Below are 19,488 nucleotides of genomic sequence, written 5' to 3' on the forward strand. Positions count from 1 at the left end.
GGCCTCTATGAAGTCGATCAATGCCGTCCGTTTTGGTGGTCAGGAGGTTCTACCCCTGGTCGAAGGGGGCAAAGGTGTTTCTGTCTCCAATGGTGTGTCTGCGGGTCATTGGGCTGCAGCAGGCGGGGTCGGAACACTCTCCGCTGTCAATGCGGATAGTTATGATGAGCAGGGCAATCCTGTTCCGCAGATTTATCATGGTCGGACCCGTCGTGAGCGACAGGCCGAGCTGGTGCGCTACGCCATAGAAGGGGGTATCGCACAGGCTCGGATAGCGCATGACATCTCTGGTGGCCGTGGGCGTATCCATGCCAATTTTATGTGGGAGATGGGTGCGGCCGAGGAAGTCATCACCGGCATCTTGGAGGGGGCACCCGGCCTCATTCAGGGGCTGACGTGCGGTGCGGGGATGCCCTACAGGCTGGCCGAGATAGCCGCACAGTTTGGCATCCATTATTACCCGATCGTGTCTTCCGGTCGTGCCTTCAGTGCGTTGTGGAAGCGCTCTTATGTGCGTTTCTCTGAGCTGCTGGGTGGTGTTGTTTACGAGGACCCGTGGCGGGCAGGGGGCCATAATGGCCTTTCCAACACGGAAAATCCTCTGAAGCCGGAAGATCCTTATCATCGCGTGGCAGCACTGCGGAAGGTCATGAATGGTTTTGGCCTTCAGCATGTGCCTATCATCATGGCTGGTGGTGTTTGGCATCTGGAAGAATGGAGTGACTGGCTGGATAATCCAGAAATCGGTCTTATCGCCTTCCAGTTTGGTACCCGCCCACTTCTGACACAGGAAAGTCCTGTACCTGATGCGTGGAAGCAGCTTTTGCTAACGCTGAAGGAAGGTGATGTTTATCTGAACCGTTTTTCTCCGACAGGGTTCTATTCCTCTGCGGTGAATAACGGCTTCCTGCAGGAGTTGCGGGCCCGGTCCGAGCGGCAAGTTGCTTTCCGGGCGGAGGCTGAGGGAGACTTCAACACGCCGATCTGCCTTGGTGGGCGGGGTCGTGAAGTGTTCGTTACCTCGGGCGATGCCGAAAAGGTCAGCCGTTGGAAGGACGCAGGCTACACCCAGTCCATGCGGACACCGGATGATACGGTTGTGTTCGAGACGCTGGAGAATGCTCGGCAGATTTTGGCGGATCAGGCAGCTTGCATGGGGTGCCTTTCCCAGTGTCGTTTCTCTAACTGGAGCCAAAAGGGACCTGCTTTCAGCACTGGTCAGAGAGCGGATCCTCGGTCTTTCTGTATCCAGAAGACGTTGCAGACAATTTCTCACCTTCAGGATGTCTCTCCAGAAGAACAAAAGAAGATTGTGGATCACAATCTTGTCTTTGGTGGGACAAATGCTTGGCGTTTTGCGACAGACCCGTTCTATGCCAATGGCCATATCCCGACCGTCAAGGAATTGATTGAACGGATTATGACGGGGCGGTGACGCGGCTGTCAGAGACTGATTATGAGAAGGTGCGGATTCTCGGGTCCGCACCTTTTTTATTATTGGGTTTCAGGGGAACAAGCGTTGAGTTGTCCAGTCCTGCCCATTGGATGCTCGGGTGAACAGGACACGATCATGAAGGCGGAAGGGCTTGTCCATCCAGAACTCCATGGAGAGTGGGGTGACGTGATAGCCGTTCCAATATGGAGGCCGGGGAATGGGGCCGATGGCGAAATGGGCTGTTTCTTTCATTACGGCCTGCCAGAGGGCCTTACGGCTAGCGATGGGACGGGACTGCTGGCTGGCCCAAGCGCCGATGCGGCTTGCCCGGGGGCGGGAATCGAAATAGGCATCTGCATCTACGGCGGGAAGGCGTGAAACCCGTCCCCGGATGCGTATCTGCCGCCGCAGGGATTTCCAGTGGAAGAGTAGGGCCGCCTGCATGTTGCCCTCTAACTCCCGCCCTTTGGCAGATTCGCTGTTCGTGTAGAAAATGAAACCGGTTTCATCAACGCCTTTCAGCAGGACCATGCGTGCATCGGGCAGGCCGTGCTCGTCCACTGTGGCTAGGGTCATGGCGTTAGGGTCATTGGGTTCTTTCGTCCCGGCCAGAGCGAGCCATTCATGGAACAGCAGAAAGGGGTCCTCCCCGGTGATAGTTTGACCGTCATCCCGGAAGGCAGCTTCAACAGTATCGTCAGGCGTTGGAGTAGTATCGGGCATCGTGGGGTGTGTCCTGAATCAGTGTGGGTCGTGTTCTCCTGCCATCATGGAAGGGCTTAGGGGTGTGTGTCCATAGGGCGTTGTGATGCTGGTCTGCTATGGGCGGGGAGGGGGTTGGTTAGGTGCTTTGAGCGTTCCATATAGGAGGGACGACCTGACAGGCAGGAATATGAGGGCATTATGGAGACGTTCCGGTTCATTTTCATGTTGACTCGTGATGATCGCACGGTGGAATCTGCTCTTACGGCGGCCGAGACGGCTTTACGGCTGGGCATCCGTCATATCGGGTTCAAGGATATTGGCCTGCCGGTGGAGCAGTTGCAGGCGTTGGTAGCGAAAATCCGTTCCGGTGGGGCGAAGGTTTATCTAGAAATTGTCTCTCCAGATCGGGAGCGAGAGCTGGAGTCTGTCAAAGCAGGTCTGTCCCTAGGGGTGGATTGTTTGATGGGGGGGACACATGTGCCAGACGTCCTGCCGTTATTGGCTGGGCATGATGTTGCTTATTACCCGTTTGCTGGACATGTTGTAGGGCACCCTAGTGTGCTGAAAGGGACACCGGAGGAGATTGCCCGTAATGCGGCCGAATGGGCTGCTCATCCGGGTGTGACAGGGCTGGACCTGCTGGCCTATCGTAATGATGGGGATGTGCCAGAGGTCATCCGGGCTAGCTGTGCCGCTGTGAAGAAGCCCGTTATTGTGGCTGGGTCTATCAGCACACCGGAGCAAATTGATGTTGTTCGTCAGGCAGGGGCAGCGGGTTTTACCGTAGGGACAGCAGCCCTGGAGGGGACATTCCCTGCCGGGGGTACGTCTCTTGAGGAACAGTTGAGAGCTGTGCTGACCTGCTGCGCCTGAAGGGCTTAGAGCAGTCCTAGTTCGGAAAGCTGATTGCGGAGCGAGGCCGGAAGGGCACTTATGCCGTCATCAATGGCACCGGAGGCAGTAGGGTCGAGATCAGGCGGAGCATCTTCCGGTTTGAAATAGCGCCAGCCCTGAAAAGGTCTCATGGGGCGGGGTTGGGTCGGGATAACGTCATCGGAAACGAGAATCAGCGTGCCGGGATGGCCATCGTCTCGTGTGTAGCTATCAAAGCCTATGATGGGCTGGCGGCACATGATGAGCCCGTTGATCACCCGATAGATGGACCCGCCACCCTTCACAATGTCATCGGCTCGTTTGGGCATGGTTCGTGTGCGGACATAGGCCACACCCTTGTGTCGTTCCACGGCAACCCAGTCCCGGAGCATCTCGGGCGAGGTGCAGCCTACGATCAGCTTTATCATATGAAGGGTGGGTGTCTTCGGTGTGGGCATGGCAATCATCATGATGCAGATAGAAGGACTGCCCCTACAGATGGGGATGTGCTTCGTTTTTTTAAATGTGCGTGTTAGCGGACAAGCTGGCCCAAGAGAGCTTCAAGCCGGAGGCGGCCTTCATCTGTGGCTCGGAGACTCTGATCATCTTGCTCCAGATAGCCTTCTTCAAGGCAGGCTTCCAGAATGACCGGGTCGAGGCATTCTTGTAGAGGCAAACCTGTCCGTTTGAGGAAATGGGCCGTATTAATGCCCTCCCGGAGTCTCAGCCCCATGAGCAGGGCCTCATGTGCCTTCATATCGGGGGATAATATTTCATCCTCCCGTGTTCCGTGGCCATGGGTTTCAACAAGTTCCGCCCATGGTTCTGGGGCACGGTGTCGGCGTGTAGCATGGAGCTGACCGGTAAGAGTCAAACGGCTGTGGGCTCCGGGGCCAATGCCTAGATAGTCGTCATAATGCCAGTAGGTGAGGTTATGGCGGCTCTCCGCACCGGGGATAGCATAGTTGGATATCTCGTAATCACGCAGACCAAAGCGGGCGGCTTCGTTACGGGTCATCATGTAGAGGGATGCGGCAAGATCATCTTCGGGCAGAATGAGAGTGCCTCGCCTATGCTGGGCCTCGAATTTCGTGCCGGGTTCGATGGTAAGCTGATAGAGCGATAGATGGTCGGCCGCCAGTGTAAGAGCCTGACGAAGTTCCGTGCGCCATTTTTCTTCTGTCTGGCCGGGGCGGGCATAGATCAGGTCGAAGGAAAGGCGGGGGAAAATATTACGGCCGAGTTCTAATGCCGCAATAGCCTGTTGTGCTGAATGTTGCCGCCCTAGAGCGGCAAGATCGCCCTCATCAAGGCTCTGTACACCTAGAGATAGTCGGTTGATGCCTGCTGCCGCAAAGGCCCGGAATTTGTCGGCTTCCACACTGGTAGGGTTGGCTTCCAGCGTAACCTCAAGGTCATTCACGCTGGGGAAAAGGTGGCGGGCATCCTCAATGAGGTGATGGACTGTCTCCGGCGTCATGAGGGAGGGTGTCCCCCCGCCGAAAAAGATGGAGACAAGCCGCCGGGGCGCATCCTGCATCAGCCGTGTGGCACTATGCTTTAGTTCGGCCCTCAGGGCGTTGGCGAAACGCTCCTGAGGGATAGTCTCCCGGACATGGGAGTTGAAGTCACAATACGGACATTTGGCAAGGCAGAAGGGCCAGTGGATGTAAAGAGAAAGAGGGAGAGGTTGGGTCACGATCAGATCGCAACCCGTACCCCGAACTCCATGACACGCTCCGGCGGAATCCGGAAGAACTCGGAAATCGACGTGGCGTTATTAAGCAGATAGAGGAAGATCCACATCCGCCAGAGTGACATTTTGGGCACTTTGGAACGGAAGACGAGATCATGCGAGGTGAAGTAGGAGGCCTGAATGGGGTCGAACTCCATCTCTGTCATGCCGGCGAGGGTCAGGGGAAGATTCGGCATCTCCATGAAGCCATAGCGGATGATGACCCGGCGGATGCCCGGTGCTAGCTCCTTAACTGTCATGCGGCCATCGGGATCAGCTTCTGGCTGGTCCAGTGTCTGGACGGTAACGAATAGCACCGTCTGATGCAGCACCTTGTTATGCCGTAGGTTATAGAGCAGGGCATCCGGCACCATTTCTGGGTCGGAGGTCAGAAAGACGGCCAGACCCGGCACCCGAATAGTGCGGGACTGGGTAAGCCGGGTGATGAACGACCCCATCGGCACGGCATCACGTTTCTTCGTGTTACGGATAAGCTGGCGGCCACGCTGCCATGTGGTCATGATGAGCGTGCTGCCAATGGCGATGCTGAGCGGCACCCAGCCACCATCCGGAATTTTCATCACGTTGGCGGAGAAGAACACCCCATCCATAAGGAAGAAGAAGCCGAATACGATTGCGACAGCATAGCTCTTCCACTGGAAGACACGGCGGAAGACCACCATTGCCAGCACACAGGTGCAGAGGAAGGTTCCTGTCACGGCGATACCGTAGGCGGAGGCCAGAGCCGCCGAAGAGCGGAAGGCGATCACCAGCACGACCGACCCGAAAGCAAGCAGCCAGTTGAGGGAGGGCAGATAGATCTGCGCTTCCTCATGGGGGTTGGTATGAATGATGCGGGTACGGGGCAGGTAGCCAAGCTGGATGAGCTGGCGGCAGAGGGAGAAACTACCGGAGATGCCAGCCTGACTGGCGATGATGGTGGCCATTGTGGCTAGCAGCAGCATGGGGATCTGCAACCAGTGCGGGGCCAGATAGTAGAAGGGATTGGCCAGAGTAGCCGGGGTGTGGATGATGGAGGCAGCTTGGCCGAAATAGTTCAAGGCCAGTGCTGGCAGCACGAGGAAGAGCCATGCAAAACGAATAGGAGACCGTCCGAAATGCCCCATATCGGCATATAGGGCCTCCGCACCGGTAACAGACAGCACAACCGACCCCAGTGCAATGAAGGACAGTTTGCCGTGTGTGACGATGAAGCGGATGGCCTCAAGCGGGGAGAGGGCCAGCAGCACGCCCGGGTGAAGCATGATTCCCCGTGCACCCAATATGGCGATGGTGAAGAACCAGATCAGCATGATGGGCCCGAACGCTCGGCCGATTTTGCCGGTTCCAAGTGCCTGTGCTGCGAACAAACCAAGTAGGATGATGATGGCCGCTGGAATGATGAAAGGCGAGGCATCGGGGACTGATACCTCCACCCCTTCCACAGCGGAAAGCACGGAGATGGCGGGTGTGATGATGCCATCACCAAAGAATAGACAAGCCCCGGCAATACCGATTAGCCCGAAAACCCAGCGGAAATAGTTAGATTTGCAGACACGCTGAGCCAGCGCCATGAGGGCGATGATGCCGCCTTCTTTGTTATGGTCGGCCCGCATGATGAGAATGACGTATTTGATAGTCACAACCAGCATGAGCGCCCAGAAGGTCAGGCTTGTTAGCCCGATAACTTCCCACGCCTGGGCGGGGTGTGTTTCTGATCCGACATTGCGGATGGATGATTGCAAGGCGTAGAGCGGGCTAGTTCCGATATCACCATAGACGACACCCAGAGCAGCCAGCATGGCCCCGATGCCCTTGGGGCGTGTATGCTCGCTAGGCTCTGTCGCTGGCGGGGGAGGCGTTGGCGTACCAACGGAGCTGGGATATCGAGCGTCAGAAGAAGATTCCTTGAGGGACATGCTATCCTGTTCAGACATGGAGAAACCATCCTGTGTGACTGATAGACACCCATCCCCCACAGGAAGACAGGCAGGGATGCCCCGTAACAGGCGGGGCACCGGCTATGATGATTCCGGTCTCATGACAGTTTTTTCATATGTAATGCAAGTAGAGAGCCTAAAAAAAACTGTCGCCGATCCTAATCAAGCCCGGGGGCGTTCTCCAAATATGGCCGTACCGACACGGACAAGAGTAGCCCCTTCTGCAATGGCGACCTCAAAATCGGATGACATGCCCATGGAAAGGGCAGGTAGACCATGACGACGATTCAGTGCTGCTAGTTTCTGGAAGAATGGACGAGGGCTTTCATTAAGAGGTGGAATAGCCATCAATCCTTTTACATGTCCGTTAAAGCGGGAGAGAGCATCCTCAATGAACCGGTCCGCCTCTGCTGTGCCGATGCCGGACTTTTGCGGTTCATCGCCGATATTCACCTGCACGAACAAATCCGGCAGCCGGCCAGTTTTCTGGGCTGCTTTTTCTAGTGCTGCGCTGAGGGATGGGCGGTCCAGACTTTCGATCACATCGGCAAGGGCGCAGGCTTCGGTAGCCTTGTTGCTCTGCAATGTTCCTATGAGGTGCAGGCGGAGGTCTGGCCAGTCTTTTCGTAGAGTAGGGAATTTGGCGGCAGCTTCTTGTACACGGTTTTCCCCGAAGACACGCTGTCCAGCTTCTAGAGCCTGCTGGACGGCACTTTGTGGGTGAAATTTGCTGACTGCAACGAGGCTGATATCATCCGCTGGGCGTCCTGCCTGCTGGCAGGCCGTATTGATGCGGGTCTGAATGTCTTTCAGGGCGTGGGCGATGGTATGGTTTGTCATGATAGCTTGATTGCAGCCTCGTTACGGGGAAGGGTCAAGGGGCTATGCAAAAACTATCTTGACTTTTCTCCCGCTAACTCCCGACAACGGGCGCATGACAAACGTTTCTTCTTCCCGTCTAGCCCGTTCACGCCCCAAGGGCGGACGGGGTCGGCGTACCGGTTCTCGGCCCGCCTCCATTTCCCGCCATGAAGACCCGGTAAGGGACTTGGCCTTTGATATTGTCTGTGGTGTGGTGGAGCACCGCCGGATGCTAGAAACTACGCTGGAGCGTAGCTCTTGCGAGGGCCGGGACCGCGCAGCCGCACACCGCCTCGCTGCTGCAACTCTGCGGCATCTGGGGAGTATGACAGAGCTGCTCCAACCTCTCTTGCGTCGCCAACCACCAGAATCGGTCCGCTGTGCCCTACTGCTTGGTGTGGCGCAGATTCTACATCTTCAGACACCGCCTCACGCTGCGGTTGGGACGATTGTTGATCTGCTGCATCGGCGTGGTCTGTCACCGTTTGCTGGGCTGGCCAATGCCGTTCTCCGCCGCGTGGTGAGGGAGGCAGAGACGCTGAAGGAAGGGTTAGATGATGCCCGGTTGGATGTTCCTCATTGGCTGTGGAGTGCATGGGGACGGCGGGCACGTTCCATTACGCAGGGTTTCTATCAGGAAGCTCCGCTGGACCTGACGATTAAACCCGGCTGTGAGGCCCCGGAAGGCGGGGAAACTTTGCCGACCGGGACAGTCCGCTACCCGGCAGGCACAAAAATGACCGAGCTTCCCGGCTTTGTAGAAGGGCAGTTCTGGGCGCAGGATATGGCCGCAGCTATGCCTGTCCGGTTGATGGGTGATGTGCGTGGTAAGCGGGTTGCGGACCTTTGCGCTGCACCGGGGGGTAAGACGGCCCAGCTTCTCTGTGGGGGAGCGGAGGTTGTAGCCGTGGAGCGTGAAAAGCCCCGTGCTCAGCGGCTGAAAGAGAATTTGGAACGTCTCCAGCTCAAGGCGGAGATTGTGGTGGGGGATGCTTTACGCTGGCGTCCTTCTGAGCTTCTGGATGCCGTGCTTCTGGATGCTCCTTGCTCGGCCACGGGGACGCTGAGGCGGCACCCGGATGTATTGTGGATCAAGCGGCCCCGGGACATCACAACGCTGGCGGCAGGACAGGACCGCTTCATTGATGCAGCCTATGAGATGCTCAAGCCGGGCGGGATGCTGCTTTATGCGGTTTGCTCTTTGCAGGATGAAGAAGGCCCGCAGCGTATTGCTCATGCTCTAGAAGATGGCCGGTGGGAGTTGTCTCCTTTCACGGAGGAAGAGTTGGCAGCTCTGCCCCGTGCCCGTACGGAAGAAGGTTATTTCCGCACGCATCCGGGGATGAATATTGCACAAGGCGGCATGGATGGCTTTTTTGTTGCCCGCCTAATTCGTCGCTGAGTACGACGTTATGAAAAAAGGGGCGCATCCTATCTTATGGGATGCGCCCCTTTTTGTATGTGATGGCTTACATCCAAGGAGGTGTGGGCAGATTTTTGCTGCGGAGGAATTCAGGGTTGAACAATTTGGACTGATAGCGTGCGCCGCCATCGCTAAGGATGGTGACGATATTATGCCCCGGTCCCAGACGGCGGGCCGTGCGGATGGCAGCGGCAATATTGATGCCGGAGGATCCACCAACGGAGAGACCTTCCTGCATAGTGAGCTGGTAAATCTGTTCTAGTGCTTCGGCATCGGGGATACGTTCGGCGTGGTCTGGGGCGCAGCCTTCCAGATTAGCCGTGACACGGGACTGACCGATCCCTTCCGTGATGGACCCACCGCTCACGCTGAGGTCATTAGCTGTAACCCATCCATAAAGGCCGGAGCCTTCCGGGTCGGCAAGGACGATGTCGGGGGCTTTCTGGCCGTCCCGCTGGGCTAGTTCCCGCAGGCCAAAGGCGATGCCCGCCAATGTTCCCCCTGAGCCACAGGAGCAGGTGAAAGCATCAACTTTGCCTTCAAGCTGAGACCAGATTTCTGGGGCCGTGGTGGTGCGATGGGCTTCACGGTTAGCCGTGTTATCAAACTGGTTAGCCCAGAAGGCTCCTGTTTCTTCGGCTAGACGGCGGGAGACATGTACATAATTGCCGGGGTCCCGGTAGGGTTTGGCAGGGACAAGACGGAGGTCCGCCCCGATCATGCGGAGGAAGTCCAGCTTCTCCTTGCTCTGTGTTTCCGGAACGACAATGACTGCCTTGCACCCTAGTGCATGGGCTACAAGCGTAATGCCGATGCCTGTGTTACCGGCCGTTCCTTCCACAATGGTGCCGCCTTTTTTTAGCACGCCACGGGCAAAACCATCTTGAATGATGGAAAGGGCCGCTCTGTCCTTAACAGACCCACCGGGGTTCATGAACTCTGCCTTGCCGTAGATGTTGCATCCTGTGACCTCGGACGCATGACGGAGGCGGATGAGCGGAGTATTGCCAATGGCCTCCACGAGGGAGGGACAGGGTGATGCGTGATTGGTTGATGATGTGTGTTTCATGAACAGGTCCGGCGATTATTGGTCAGTGGAATGAAACGTGTTTAACGTGACAAGTAGGGGAGTATCAGCATGATACAACCCATGGCGTCGTGAAAGGGTATGACACCCTATATATGATCGTTGATTGTAAGTTCAACAGAGGAGAATGACATGAAACAGAGTACAGCGAAGGAAAGCTGGAATAGTCTTCAGTCTGATGGCCGCGCCGTTCTGGTGGATGTTCGCACGCCAGAAGAGTGGGCACAGATCGGGATGCCAGAGCTGGGAAGTATCGGTAAAAAAGTCGTTGCGCTGACATGGGGTGCCGATAGTGAGGCAGAGTTCATCCATGGGCTGGAGCAGGCCGTGCCCGATAAAGCAACGCCACTGTTCTTTATTTGTCGCTCAGGGATGCGCTCGCAGAAGGCCGCAGAGCTGGCAGCTCAGGCCGGGTATCAGACACTGACGAATATTGTCGATGGTTTTGAGGATAAGCACGGCCCCGGCACAGGCTGGAAAGCCTGTGGCCTACCTGTAAAGTAAGGGCATAGGGGTTGCGTTACTGTCCGCTTTGCGGGTCCGCATCGGTATCGTAACGGGGCGTCAGGACGGCACACCATGGATAGCGGCTATCATAGCTTTTGCCGTCCGGTGTGCTGACCCGGCCTGCGCTGTCGGTCGGTACATGGGTGAGGGCAACGGTGTCATCCACATTACCGCCAATGATGCTGATTTCTCGGCCAAATGGTGGGGCATTCTGGTTGGTGGCGACCACAATGCCGCAATGGGCAGGGAAGCCGTAAGAGGTAGGCAACATGGAGTAGGTGATGCTGCGGCTTCTACCCCGCCCAACGCAGAGTATATCCCCTAAACGTGGGGCATAATTGGCGGGATTCTGCGCTGAAATACCGGGGTTATTACCGGAGGCAGCTGCATTGATGTAGGTGGCATGGTTGGGGGAATAAGGGAAGCGGATATTCGCCCCGCCAATACGCATAACGTAGGAAATGAAGGCAGCAGACCACGCATAGTTGCCATCACGAAGATACGAGAAAAGGGTGCCATTGCCATCGGTACGGCCTGTCCAGCGGGCTTCATTCTCTTCCGGGGCCTGACCAATCCACCAATATTCACCAATGCGCTGCCATAGTCCCGGCAGGCGTTCTGGCTTCATGGCGGGGCTGGTGGGCTCGGGTCTTTCATGCGGGTCTGCATCGGCAATGGGGCTGCCGAACATGCGCCATTCCCGCAGGGCGATAGCGGCGACATCCTGCCGGTTGAAAGGGGCAAAATTTTCGCTGGCAAAGGCTGGGACATGCGCATCATAGCCCAGTGGCCCGGTCTGTCCGTCTGCATATTGTGTCATGGGGGTGAGGGCCGGGTTGTGTTGGCTTGAAGTACAACCGGCCAGCAGGATCAACCCACATAGGGCACTCCAGCCAGCAGAGGTAGGCGTGCAGGGGAACCGCCTTTTCGTTGGGTGTATGTGCCGATCGCTGCCAGAATGACGAACTGCCTTCATGATGACCTTACGCTTGCCTGCTTGCGCCTGTGAGCATGTTTCATGCCCGAAAAGAGGGCAGAGTAGAATGTTTTCACAGGATTGGGAACGTATTTTGATAAAGCGGCAAGAGAAAGGCCGGTTGGCCATTTCCTAGCGCAACAGGCAGATGGGTTGAGCCATACAGTACCTTGTTACAGTGAAAAGTATCTCGTGCTCATTATTATATATGGTTTATGATGCAGACTGATAAAGATGTATCGTGAGGCATTATTCCTCTAAATGAAGGATCGTATCTGACAATGGTCTATGGCAAAAAACGGCTCTGTAGTTTGGTGGGTTTCGTAGGAATTTTGGGGCTGGTAAGTGGATGCGCCGGCTTTGATGATAATTTCAAAGCTAAGCAGTCGGCTTGGGCAGAACAGCCGGGGACTAAAACATTGGCTGTGCAGATTTCCGGTCACGATGACCTACATACGCAGCCTCTATCCTGCAAGTTGGCTGATGCGGATGTCATGTTGTTCCCTGATGTGCCATTTTTCCGCAATTATCTGCGGGTGGATATGGCGCAGGCTGGCTTTAGAGAGAAGATTGGCAATCAGCACGCCAAGGCTCTGGTACGGTCGGCAGCCCGTAATGATGATTGCCGGCTTGTGTTCAACAATCTTCCGGCAGGTAGCTGGCTTCTGGCTACACGGCCGCAATTTTATATCAATGATGCCGCCTCTCAGCATAGAGTGGCACCTCCCATGTTTATGTGGAATATGATCACTGTCAGTGCGGAGAGTGACGTAACGGCTGTACATGTTGAAAAAGACCTGAGCCGGATCGTCCGTAAGAAGCATCAATATGTGCGTAAACATACGCATAAGAAATCAAAGAAAAGGATTCGGGAGTTCCGTGGTGAGGGTTCCCCAGATACACAGCAGGATAGCTGGATCATGACCCCGGCTGATAAGCAGACCCTTGGTATTCTGGGAGGGGATCAGGCACCAACGGCCATTACTCCCACTGGGCAGCAGGAGCCGTAATCTTTTTAGAGGTGAGAGATAAGGCGGCAGAGAAGTAGATGTCTGCATATCCTGATAGATTCTTCAGGATATGCAGACATGACTTGCCTTTGTGGTTTTAGGGCGTTTGGTTATCCCGCTGTGCCATATTTATAGGCTGGTGCGGCCTGTGTTGTCTCGGATGAGAGAGGATAAGGGCCACCAGCAAGAACCCTGATCGCTAGAAGTTTTGCACCTGATATAGTCTCGTATGACGAGCTAGGTAGAGGGAGCGTTGCAGCGCCGTTAGTCCAGCGCATGGCTTCCTGTTCCACACCAAACCAGCCGTCTAGGGCCTCATCTGTCAGATGAGCGTCAATATTGATGGACTGGCCCGAGTGGAAGTAGAGCACTTCCCCAATCAATAAGCCTAGTGATCGCCGGTCATCCACGAAAGGGCCATGTACATCACAAGGGCGGCTTGCTCTGGAGGCAAGAACAAGGTGTTCTGTTCCGGCAGGAATGGAGAAGATTTTATAGTCGTTGGTCACGCGCTGCTCATGCAGGATGATACCCTTATCCGTAATCAGCTGGAAATCAGGATCATCGGACACGTCCTCAGCCTTGCAGGGATGCTGGATAGGGAACTGAAGAGCTTCTGCCCGCTTTAGGAGGTCATGATAAAGGGGGGCAACAAAGTCCTGCGTAGTATCCAGCGGTGCTGCTGCATCGTCCTGCCAAGACAGAGATTTGGAAGAAAAGTCATAATTTATGACATTTTCATCAGTTTTCTGACCATTTTTCAGGAAGCTATGGCGATTTCCTGTATCGAGGTAGCTTTCCGTCAGAACATTGTTTGAGATGATGACACTGTGTTTCTCAGTTTCTATGTGGAAGATGGCGTAACGGCTACCGTGTGCTCTCTTCGTACCAGACGTGCTATCGTCAGAGGTATCGAAATAGATTGAGCGTCCGTTTACCATCATGCGAGCGGGCACGAAGCATCCTTCCAGAAACAGGCAATGCTCCGCAGTAATCAGAAGGTCCGTAGAAGGGACACCGTCTGCCAGTGCATCTTTTTTGATGCGTACCGGGTAGCCTGCCATGTCCATCGGCAGGGATGTGTTGATCTGCACATGGTCTTTTCCAGCCCATGTGATGGCTTGTGGCAGCGTCTGACCTGTTGCGGGGTCATAGGTAAGGACCATGTCGCCCTGTTTTAGGTCTTCAACTTTTCTAGGGCCTTCGGGGGTCTCAATCAGGCTTCCAGCGAGGAAGCATGTATTGAAGGTAAATTTCTCTTGGATGCCTGACGGTGGAATAACGGTGGCGGTACCATCATCATTCTGGCGGAATAGAAAGTTATTATTATTTAGACGGAGGAAAAAGATGTTTCCTTTCGACCTAGGAACTCCCGGGTAGTCAAGGTAGCCATAGGTTGCTTTCGTTGGGTCGAGCAAGTCTTTACCATCAATGATAGAGGAGGAGCTGCCCTGTACGGCGGATGTGATGATATAAAAGCCGCCTTGCCCATTACTTATAATAAAACTATTTGTTGATTTGTTACCCCATGAATAATCATAGCTGCCTGTAATGGTCTCACCTGTTGTGGGGTCTGTAAAGGTGAAGTCCTGTACGGCTTTGTCGGAAGAACTGGTTGGCGTATGAGTCGAAAAGGTCGCATTTATATTATATTTCTGGTTGCTGAGTGTAGCAGGTGGCGCAATGTTTGCGGCAGGTGCGGTACCTATGGTGAGGAGGGCGATATTGATCTGGTATGTTCCAGGGGTAACAACCGGTTGGGGATTGTCAGACATCCTGTAGCTCCGGGCAGGGGATAGGGGGATCGTGAAATTTTATTTAATCATAAGAAAAATATTTATTAAAGCAATATGTATTTCAAGTTCATGAATCAATGTTTGAATGAACTGACATTCATTCTTTTAAATTATACTGAATGTAATGTATCTTATAGAATATACTGATATATGTTATAGGTAATGAATAATTAATTTCTATGCTTTCGTTGTCTCGCCTGCCAATTAGGTAACAGGATGAGTGGTGCGTTTCAGGTGGGACGATAAAAAAGGCGACAGGGGAAAGCCTGCCGCCTTTTCCATTTTTAGCTCTTATGCTGCTTCAGATTTTACACTTTGCGGGCTGGCGGAGCCATGAAAGCTGGAGAAATTGGGGTTGGGACATGACGAGTGAGGATAGCGTCAATATCCTTCTTATCCTGTTCTGTCAGCTGCCAGCCGAAGACATCGGATACACCGTCAATCTGTTCTGGCTTGCGGGCACCCCAGAGGGCAATCGTTGGCCCCTGATCCAGCACCCAGCGGATGGCAAGAACCATTAGGGATTTACCATGACGGTCGGCAATGGCCTTCAGATCGTCCACAGCGGCGATATAGTCTTTGAAATGTTCCTTTTGGAACTTGGGGTCACCAGAGCGCAGGTCACTTTCCGGGAAGGTCTTGTCCACGGTCATCTTACCCGTCAGTAGCCCACGACAGAGCGGCCCATAGGCCAGCGTGACAAGCTTGTGCTTCTTTGCATAAGGCAGAACGTCCTTCTCAATCTCCCTCTCGAAGAGGTTGTAAGGAGACTGGACGCTGGCTAGCGGGGCAACTTCGCGGAAGATATCCATCTGTTCCGGTGAGTAGTTGCTCACGCCAAGGGCACGGATCTTACCTTCTTTGTGCAGTTTTTGCAGCTCACGGGCCGTTTCATCAATCGGCGTGTTGGGGTCCGGCCAGTGGACTTGTTCGAGGTCGATGGTCTCTACACGCAGGCGGCGGAGGGAATCCTCCACTTCCTTACGGATGCGGGCCGGGCTGGAGTTGCGGAATGGCTTGTGATCGTCTTTCCAGTCCAGTGCGAGCTTGGTGGCAACACGGGCCTTGTGGGGTTTCTCTGCCAGAGCACGACCCACGACTTCTTCAGAATGACCAAAACCATAGACCGGTGCCGTGTCTATCAGGTCTACCCCTTCATCAAGGGCACGGTGAATAGTGCGGACGGCGTTATCGTCATCAGGTCCGCCCCACATCCAGCCGCCAATAGCCCATGTGCCAAGGGCAACACGGGATACGGGTTTGTCAAAACCGGGAATGAGAATGGTGTTTTCATTCATGGGTTCGTCTCCATCATTAAATAATGAGGGCGGAGCGCATGGAATGAATCATGTCTCTGCCCGGACCCGGAGGGCAGCCCCTCGATCACGGGGGCGGGCAAGGCCCTGCTGGCCACTCTGTTCATATGGGATGCAGATGGACGGTTATGCAACCACCTGTTCTTCTTTTTGGTTTTGAACAGGGAAGGAGTATGCTCACCTCAACTTCTTCTGGAGAAAGGAACAGACATTATGGCTGATTCACAGACCCCTAAAATCCCCGTTACCGTTCTTACTGGTTTTCTGGGGGCCGGTAAGACCACATTGCTCAATCATATTCTAACAGCCGATCACGGGCGGAATTACGCCGTTGTCGTGAATGAGTTCGGCGAGCTGGGCATTGATAATGACCTGGTGGTTGATGCGGATGAAGAAATCTTCGAGATGAACAATGGCTGCATCTGCTGTACGGTGCGGGGCGATCTCATCCGGATTCTCAGCCGTCTTCTGCGCCGCCGTGGCAAATTTGATGGCATCATTGTGGAAACCACCGGTCTGGCTGATCCAGCCCCCGTGGCACAGACCTTTTTTGTGGATGAAGCCATCCGTGAAAAGGCCGAGCTAGATGCCGTAGTGACGGTCGTGGATGCTTACAATGTGTTGCAGACACTCAAGGACAGCCCAGAAGCCGTTAATCAGGTGGCCTTTGCGGATGTTATCATCCTGAATAAATGTGACCTGCTGGATGAAGCCGCACTGGCCAAGGTGGAACAGAAGCTTCGGGCTATCAATTCCGTTGTGCGGCTTCACCGTGCTGAACGGGGCAAGGTGGCTCTGGATGATATCCTCAACCGTGGTGGGTTCGACCTTAAACGTGCTCTGTCCACCATGCCGGATTTCCTCGAAGAAGACGAGCAGGGGCATGACCATGACCACCACCATCATCATGATCACTGCGATTGTCACGATCATGGCCATGACCACCATCATGAGGCTGCTCACGGGCCGGGTGGGCATCATCATGCCCATAGCGAGGACGTGACGAGCCACTCCTTCACCGTGACAGAGCCGCTTGATGAAGAACGCTTCCATGCTTGGATCGGCCTTGTCCTTCAGGAGCAGGGGCCAGACATCCTACGGGCAAAGGGGATTCTGCACTTCAAGGGTAAAGAAGAACGTTTTGCCTTTCAGGCTGTGCATATGATGGCTGATGGCGATTATATCGGGCCGTTCAAAGCTGGAGAGTCGAAACAGTCCCGCATTGTCTTTATTGGCCGCAAGCTGGATTGTGCCCAGCTCCAGCGTGGTTTTGAAGGTTGCGTAGCTGTATGAGCGCGGCACAGAGCAAGACCCTGTTGCAGACTCGTGGGTCAGAGCGGTGCTTTGAGGCACCAATAACGGGTGTGCAGGCCAGTCGGGACGGCAGAACCTTCGCCGCTTTGACGATGGATGGGGAGGTCATCCTCATCCCTCGTGATGGCCTCAGGATGCCTGAAGATTGGCACGTTGTGACGGCGCATGATGGGGCCGTGTCCTTTGCGCAGGGTTGTGGAAAGGATAGTTTCCTCAGCGGTGGGGAAGATGGCCGAGTTGTGGAAACACGGGCCGATGGCACCATGATGGAACGTCATTCAGGCCGTGGTTGGATAGACTGTCTGGCTAGCAGCTCCACGCATTGGGCCTGTGCCAGCAAGAAGGAGGTTCATCTCTACGCCCACGGCACGGATGAACCCCTGAAGGTGCTGGAGCATCCTTCAGCCCTGAGTGGCCTCGTTTTTGATGCCAAGGGCAAGAAACTGGCCGCCTCGCATTATAATGGCGTGTCCATGTGGTTTGTGCAGGCCAAGGACTCCAACGTCCGCTCTCTGGAGTGGAAGGGAAGCCATACCGGGTTGTGCATCCATCCGGGTAGTGAGGCTCTGGTGACGAGTATGCAGGAGAATGAACTGCATGGCTGGCGTCTGTCCGATGGGCACAACATGCGTATGAGCGGCTACCCCCGCAAGATCGGCTCCATGAGCTTTACCCGCAAGGGCCGCTGGCTGGCGACCTCCGGGGCGGATGCTGCCGTGTTGTGGCCGTTTTTCGGAGGCGGCCCGATGGGCAAGCCCCCTATGGAGCTGGCCCGCTTGCCGGGATTGTTCGTAACCTGTGTCTGCGCTCATCCTACGGATGATATTCTGGCTATTGGGTTCGAGGATGGCACGGTCCTTCTGGCGGAAGTGCCTAAAAGTGCGGATGAGGCCGGTGCGGACCGCATCCTGCCACTTTGTAATGGTCAACGTAGCGGTGGTGCCGCCCGTGGAGCCGTGAATGCTATCGCTTTCACGCCGCAGGGCGGTGCTGTCATTTTCGGGACGGAAGAAGGCTATGTCGGGGTTGTAGATTTGTCCGCTCAGGGCTGATCTGCGGATAGTAGGTTGATCTGCCGGGGGCGTGCTGGCCTACCGGCAGATCATCTCACTCTATGCTTTGGTTTGTTTATTCTCTGCGTGCTTCTTTTGCAGATACCCCTCCTGTCGGGCCATGAATTGGTCTGCCAGGCGGCCATAGAGGGAGTGGGGGCAGACCATACGGGAGACACCAAAGGCCAGAAAGGCTGTGGCCAACAAGGCAAGGGTGATCTGCTGGTTATCGCACATTTCCATTACAATGACGGTGGCCGTCAGGGGAGATTGCACCACGCCAGAGAAATAGCCGACCATGCCGAGCAGCACGACGGCCCCGGGGGCTGTGTGGGGTAGGAAGCGGGCAACCCACCCTCCCACCGAGGCTCCGATGGAGAGAGACGGGGCAAACAGCCCGCCCGGTATGCCGGAGCAGTAAGAGATGATTGTGGCGGCGTATTTCATCAGGAAGTAGGACATGTGGGCATGGCGGGAGCCTTCCACCAGATTATGGGCCTGTATGTAGCCCGTGCCGAACGTGTCCCCGTGGCTGGCAAAGCCGAGTATGGCAAGAATGACCCCGCAGAGGGCTGTAAATAGGATGGGTTGGTTCTTTTGGATACTTCCGATGAAGCCCGGTATCCCTTTGCCGACCCGTATGAGGATGGTGGAAAAGAGGCCACCACCCAACCCGCCAAGGATGCCGCAGGCCAGCACGGCGATCCATGCCGTGCCAACAGGGACATCCACCGAGGCATGGCCGAAATAGGTATAGTTCCCACCCGTTAGGACAATAGCCGTCACACCGGCGATGACGACGCCCGTTAGCATCACACCGGATGTCCGCTGCTGGAAGGAGCTGGCTAGCTCCTCAATGGCGAAGACGATACCGGCCAACGGTGTGTTGAAGGCCGCTGCTACACCGGCAGCCCCACCGGCTAGGATAACACCCCGACGGGTTGAAACGTTGGCGTGGCCTAAAAAGCGGGAATAGGCGTTCATGATGGCCGCCCCCACTTGTACGGTTGGGCCTTCTCTCCCGATAGAAGCCCCGCAGAGCAAGCCGAGGGTGGTCATGCAGATTTTACCAGCGGCGATACGCAAGGCGAGGATACGGTTGACGAGGGAGAAATCCTCAATATGCAGCGTAGCGATGGTCTGCGGGATGCCGGACCCCTGCGCCCCGGGGAAGAAGCGTTTCGTCAACCACATGGAGAGCGCTAGCCCGCTGGGGATGACAGCGAACATAACGTAGGGGTTCCAGTTATGGAGGCTCATGCAGAGGGAGCTGGCGTAGTCCGCCGCCCGGGCAAAGAGCCATGCTGCAATACCGACCGTGATGGCTCCGGCCCAGAAAATGAGCGTCCGCCGCCACTGTGAGGTGCGCATCCGTGCCGAACGGCGGAAATGCGTAATGCGGTTGCGGCGCCTCATAGCATGCGATGAGGCTGGCGCAGAAGTATGGGAGTGTTGGGA

The 19,488-nt window shown here is 55.5% G+C and carries 17 protein-coding genes; 7 read left to right on the forward strand and 10 right to left on the reverse strand.

Annotated features, from left to right (window positions below; all coding sequences use genetic code 11):
• Window positions 1-7: 7 nt before the first annotated feature.
• On the forward strand, window positions 8-1,435 hold the full coding sequence (locus AL01_RS05505) for an NAD(P)H-dependent flavin oxidoreductase (protein WP_077396465.1): 1,428 nt from the start codon (window positions 8-10) through the stop codon (window positions 1,433-1,435).
• 69 nt (window positions 1,436-1,504) lie between these two features.
• Here the strand turns inward: AL01_RS05505 and pdxH are convergent, their stop codons facing one another.
• Entirely contained in the window at window positions 1,505-2,158 is a 654-nt protein-coding gene (gene pdxH, locus AL01_RS05510) for a pyridoxamine 5'-phosphate oxidase (protein WP_077396466.1), read from the reverse strand.
• Window positions 2,159-2,338: 180 nt separating this feature from the next.
• Here pdxH and AL01_RS05515 point away from each other — a divergent pair, with 180 nt between their 5' ends.
• Window positions 2,339-3,013: a beta/alpha barrel domain-containing protein gene (locus AL01_RS05515; protein ID WP_077396467.1), complete on the forward strand. Its 675-nt coding sequence runs from the start codon at window positions 2,339-2,341 to the stop codon at window positions 3,011-3,013.
• 5 nt (window positions 3,014-3,018) lie between these two features.
• On the opposite strand, the gene AL01_RS05520 is transcribed toward AL01_RS05515, so the two are convergent.
• The 4 genes from AL01_RS05520 to AL01_RS05535 all read right to left on the reverse strand — a co-directional run bounded on the left by AL01_RS05520 (window position 3,019) and on the right by AL01_RS05535 (window position 7,528).
• Window positions 3,019-3,471 (reverse strand): DUF1489 family protein, encoded by a 453-nt coding sequence (locus AL01_RS05520; RefSeq protein ID WP_077396647.1) that lies wholly within the window; start codon window positions 3,469-3,471, stop codon window positions 3,019-3,021.
• Window positions 3,472-3,545: 74 nt separating this feature from the next.
• Complete coding sequence (hemW, locus tag AL01_RS05525) at window positions 3,546-4,712, reverse strand: radical SAM family heme chaperone HemW (protein ID WP_077396468.1); 1,167 nt, start codon at window positions 4,710-4,712, stop codon at window positions 3,546-3,548.
• A 2-nt stretch (window positions 4,713-4,714) separates the two neighbouring features.
• Window positions 4,715-6,685: a potassium transporter Kup gene (locus AL01_RS05530; protein WP_077396469.1), complete on the reverse strand. Its 1,971-nt coding sequence runs from the start codon at window positions 6,683-6,685 to the stop codon at window positions 4,715-4,717.
• Between the two features lie 165 nt (window positions 6,686-6,850).
• On the reverse strand, window positions 6,851-7,528 hold the full coding sequence (locus AL01_RS05535; RefSeq protein WP_077396470.1) for a YggS family pyridoxal phosphate-dependent enzyme: 678 nt from the start codon (window positions 7,526-7,528) through the stop codon (window positions 6,851-6,853).
• Between the two features lie 94 nt (window positions 7,529-7,622).
• On the opposite strand from AL01_RS05535, the gene AL01_RS05540 reads away from it, so the two are divergent.
• Window positions 7,623-8,951: an RsmB/NOP family class I SAM-dependent RNA methyltransferase gene (locus tag AL01_RS05540; protein ID WP_077396471.1), complete on the forward strand. Its 1,329-nt coding sequence runs from the start codon at window positions 7,623-7,625 to the stop codon at window positions 8,949-8,951.
• A gap of 67 nt (window positions 8,952-9,018) precedes the next feature.
• Here AL01_RS05540 and AL01_RS05545 read toward each other — a convergent pair whose 3' ends face one another.
• A complete protein-coding gene (locus AL01_RS05545) occupies window positions 9,019-10,041 on the reverse strand; it encodes a cysteine synthase A (protein ID WP_077396472.1) in 1,023 nt (340 codons plus the stop codon).
• Window positions 10,042-10,191: 150 nt separating this feature from the next.
• Here AL01_RS05545 and AL01_RS05550 point away from each other — a divergent pair, with 150 nt between their 5' ends.
• Window positions 10,192-10,563, forward strand: coding sequence for a rhodanese-like domain-containing protein (locus tag AL01_RS05550; RefSeq protein WP_077396473.1), 372 nt, complete (start codon window positions 10,192-10,194; stop codon window positions 10,561-10,563).
• A 16-nt stretch (window positions 10,564-10,579) separates the two neighbouring features.
• On the opposite strand, the gene AL01_RS05555 is transcribed toward AL01_RS05550, so the two are convergent.
• Window positions 10,580-11,542, reverse strand: a complete 963-nt coding sequence (locus AL01_RS05555) for a DUF2272 domain-containing protein (RefSeq protein WP_077396648.1) — start codon at window positions 11,540-11,542, stop codon at window positions 10,580-10,582.
• Window positions 11,543-11,823: 281 nt separating this feature from the next.
• On the opposite strand from AL01_RS05555, the gene AL01_RS05560 reads away from it, so the two are divergent.
• Window positions 11,824-12,552, forward strand: coding sequence for a hypothetical protein (locus AL01_RS05560; protein WP_077396474.1), 729 nt, complete (start codon window positions 11,824-11,826; stop codon window positions 12,550-12,552).
• Between the two features lie 110 nt (window positions 12,553-12,662).
• Here AL01_RS05560 and AL01_RS05565 read toward each other — a convergent pair whose 3' ends face one another.
• Together AL01_RS05565 and AL01_RS05570 are read right to left on the reverse strand one after the other, a co-directional pair.
• Window positions 12,663-14,327, reverse strand: coding sequence for a Hint domain-containing protein (locus AL01_RS05565; RefSeq protein ID WP_077396475.1), 1,665 nt, complete (start codon window positions 14,325-14,327; stop codon window positions 12,663-12,665).
• A 329-nt stretch (window positions 14,328-14,656) separates the two neighbouring features.
• Entirely contained in the window at window positions 14,657-15,646 is a 990-nt protein-coding gene (locus AL01_RS05570) for an aldo/keto reductase (protein WP_077396476.1), read from the reverse strand.
• Window positions 15,647-15,877: 231 nt separating this feature from the next.
• Here AL01_RS05570 and AL01_RS05575 point away from each other — a divergent pair, with 231 nt between their 5' ends.
• On the forward strand, window positions 15,878-16,957 hold the full coding sequence (locus tag AL01_RS05575) for a CobW family GTP-binding protein (RefSeq protein WP_077396477.1): 1,080 nt from the start codon (window positions 15,878-15,880) through the stop codon (window positions 16,955-16,957).
• Complete coding sequence (locus AL01_RS05580; RefSeq protein WP_077396478.1) at window positions 16,954-18,030, forward strand: WD40 repeat domain-containing protein; 1,077 nt, start codon at window positions 16,954-16,956, stop codon at window positions 18,028-18,030. Before AL01_RS05575 ends, AL01_RS05580 begins: the two co-directional genes overlap by 4 nt.
• 60 nt (window positions 18,031-18,090) lie before the next feature.
• Here the strand turns inward: AL01_RS05580 and AL01_RS05585 are convergent, their stop codons facing one another.
• Window positions 18,091-19,446 (reverse strand): chloride channel protein, encoded by a 1,356-nt coding sequence (locus AL01_RS05585; protein ID WP_077396479.1) that lies wholly within the window; start codon window positions 19,444-19,446, stop codon window positions 18,091-18,093.
• Window positions 19,447-19,488: the final 42 nt, after the last annotated feature.

Origin of the sequence: Bombella intestini (assembly GCF_002003665.1) — a bacterium.
Lineage (GTDB): Bacteria > Pseudomonadota > Alphaproteobacteria > Acetobacterales > Acetobacteraceae > Bombella > Bombella intestini.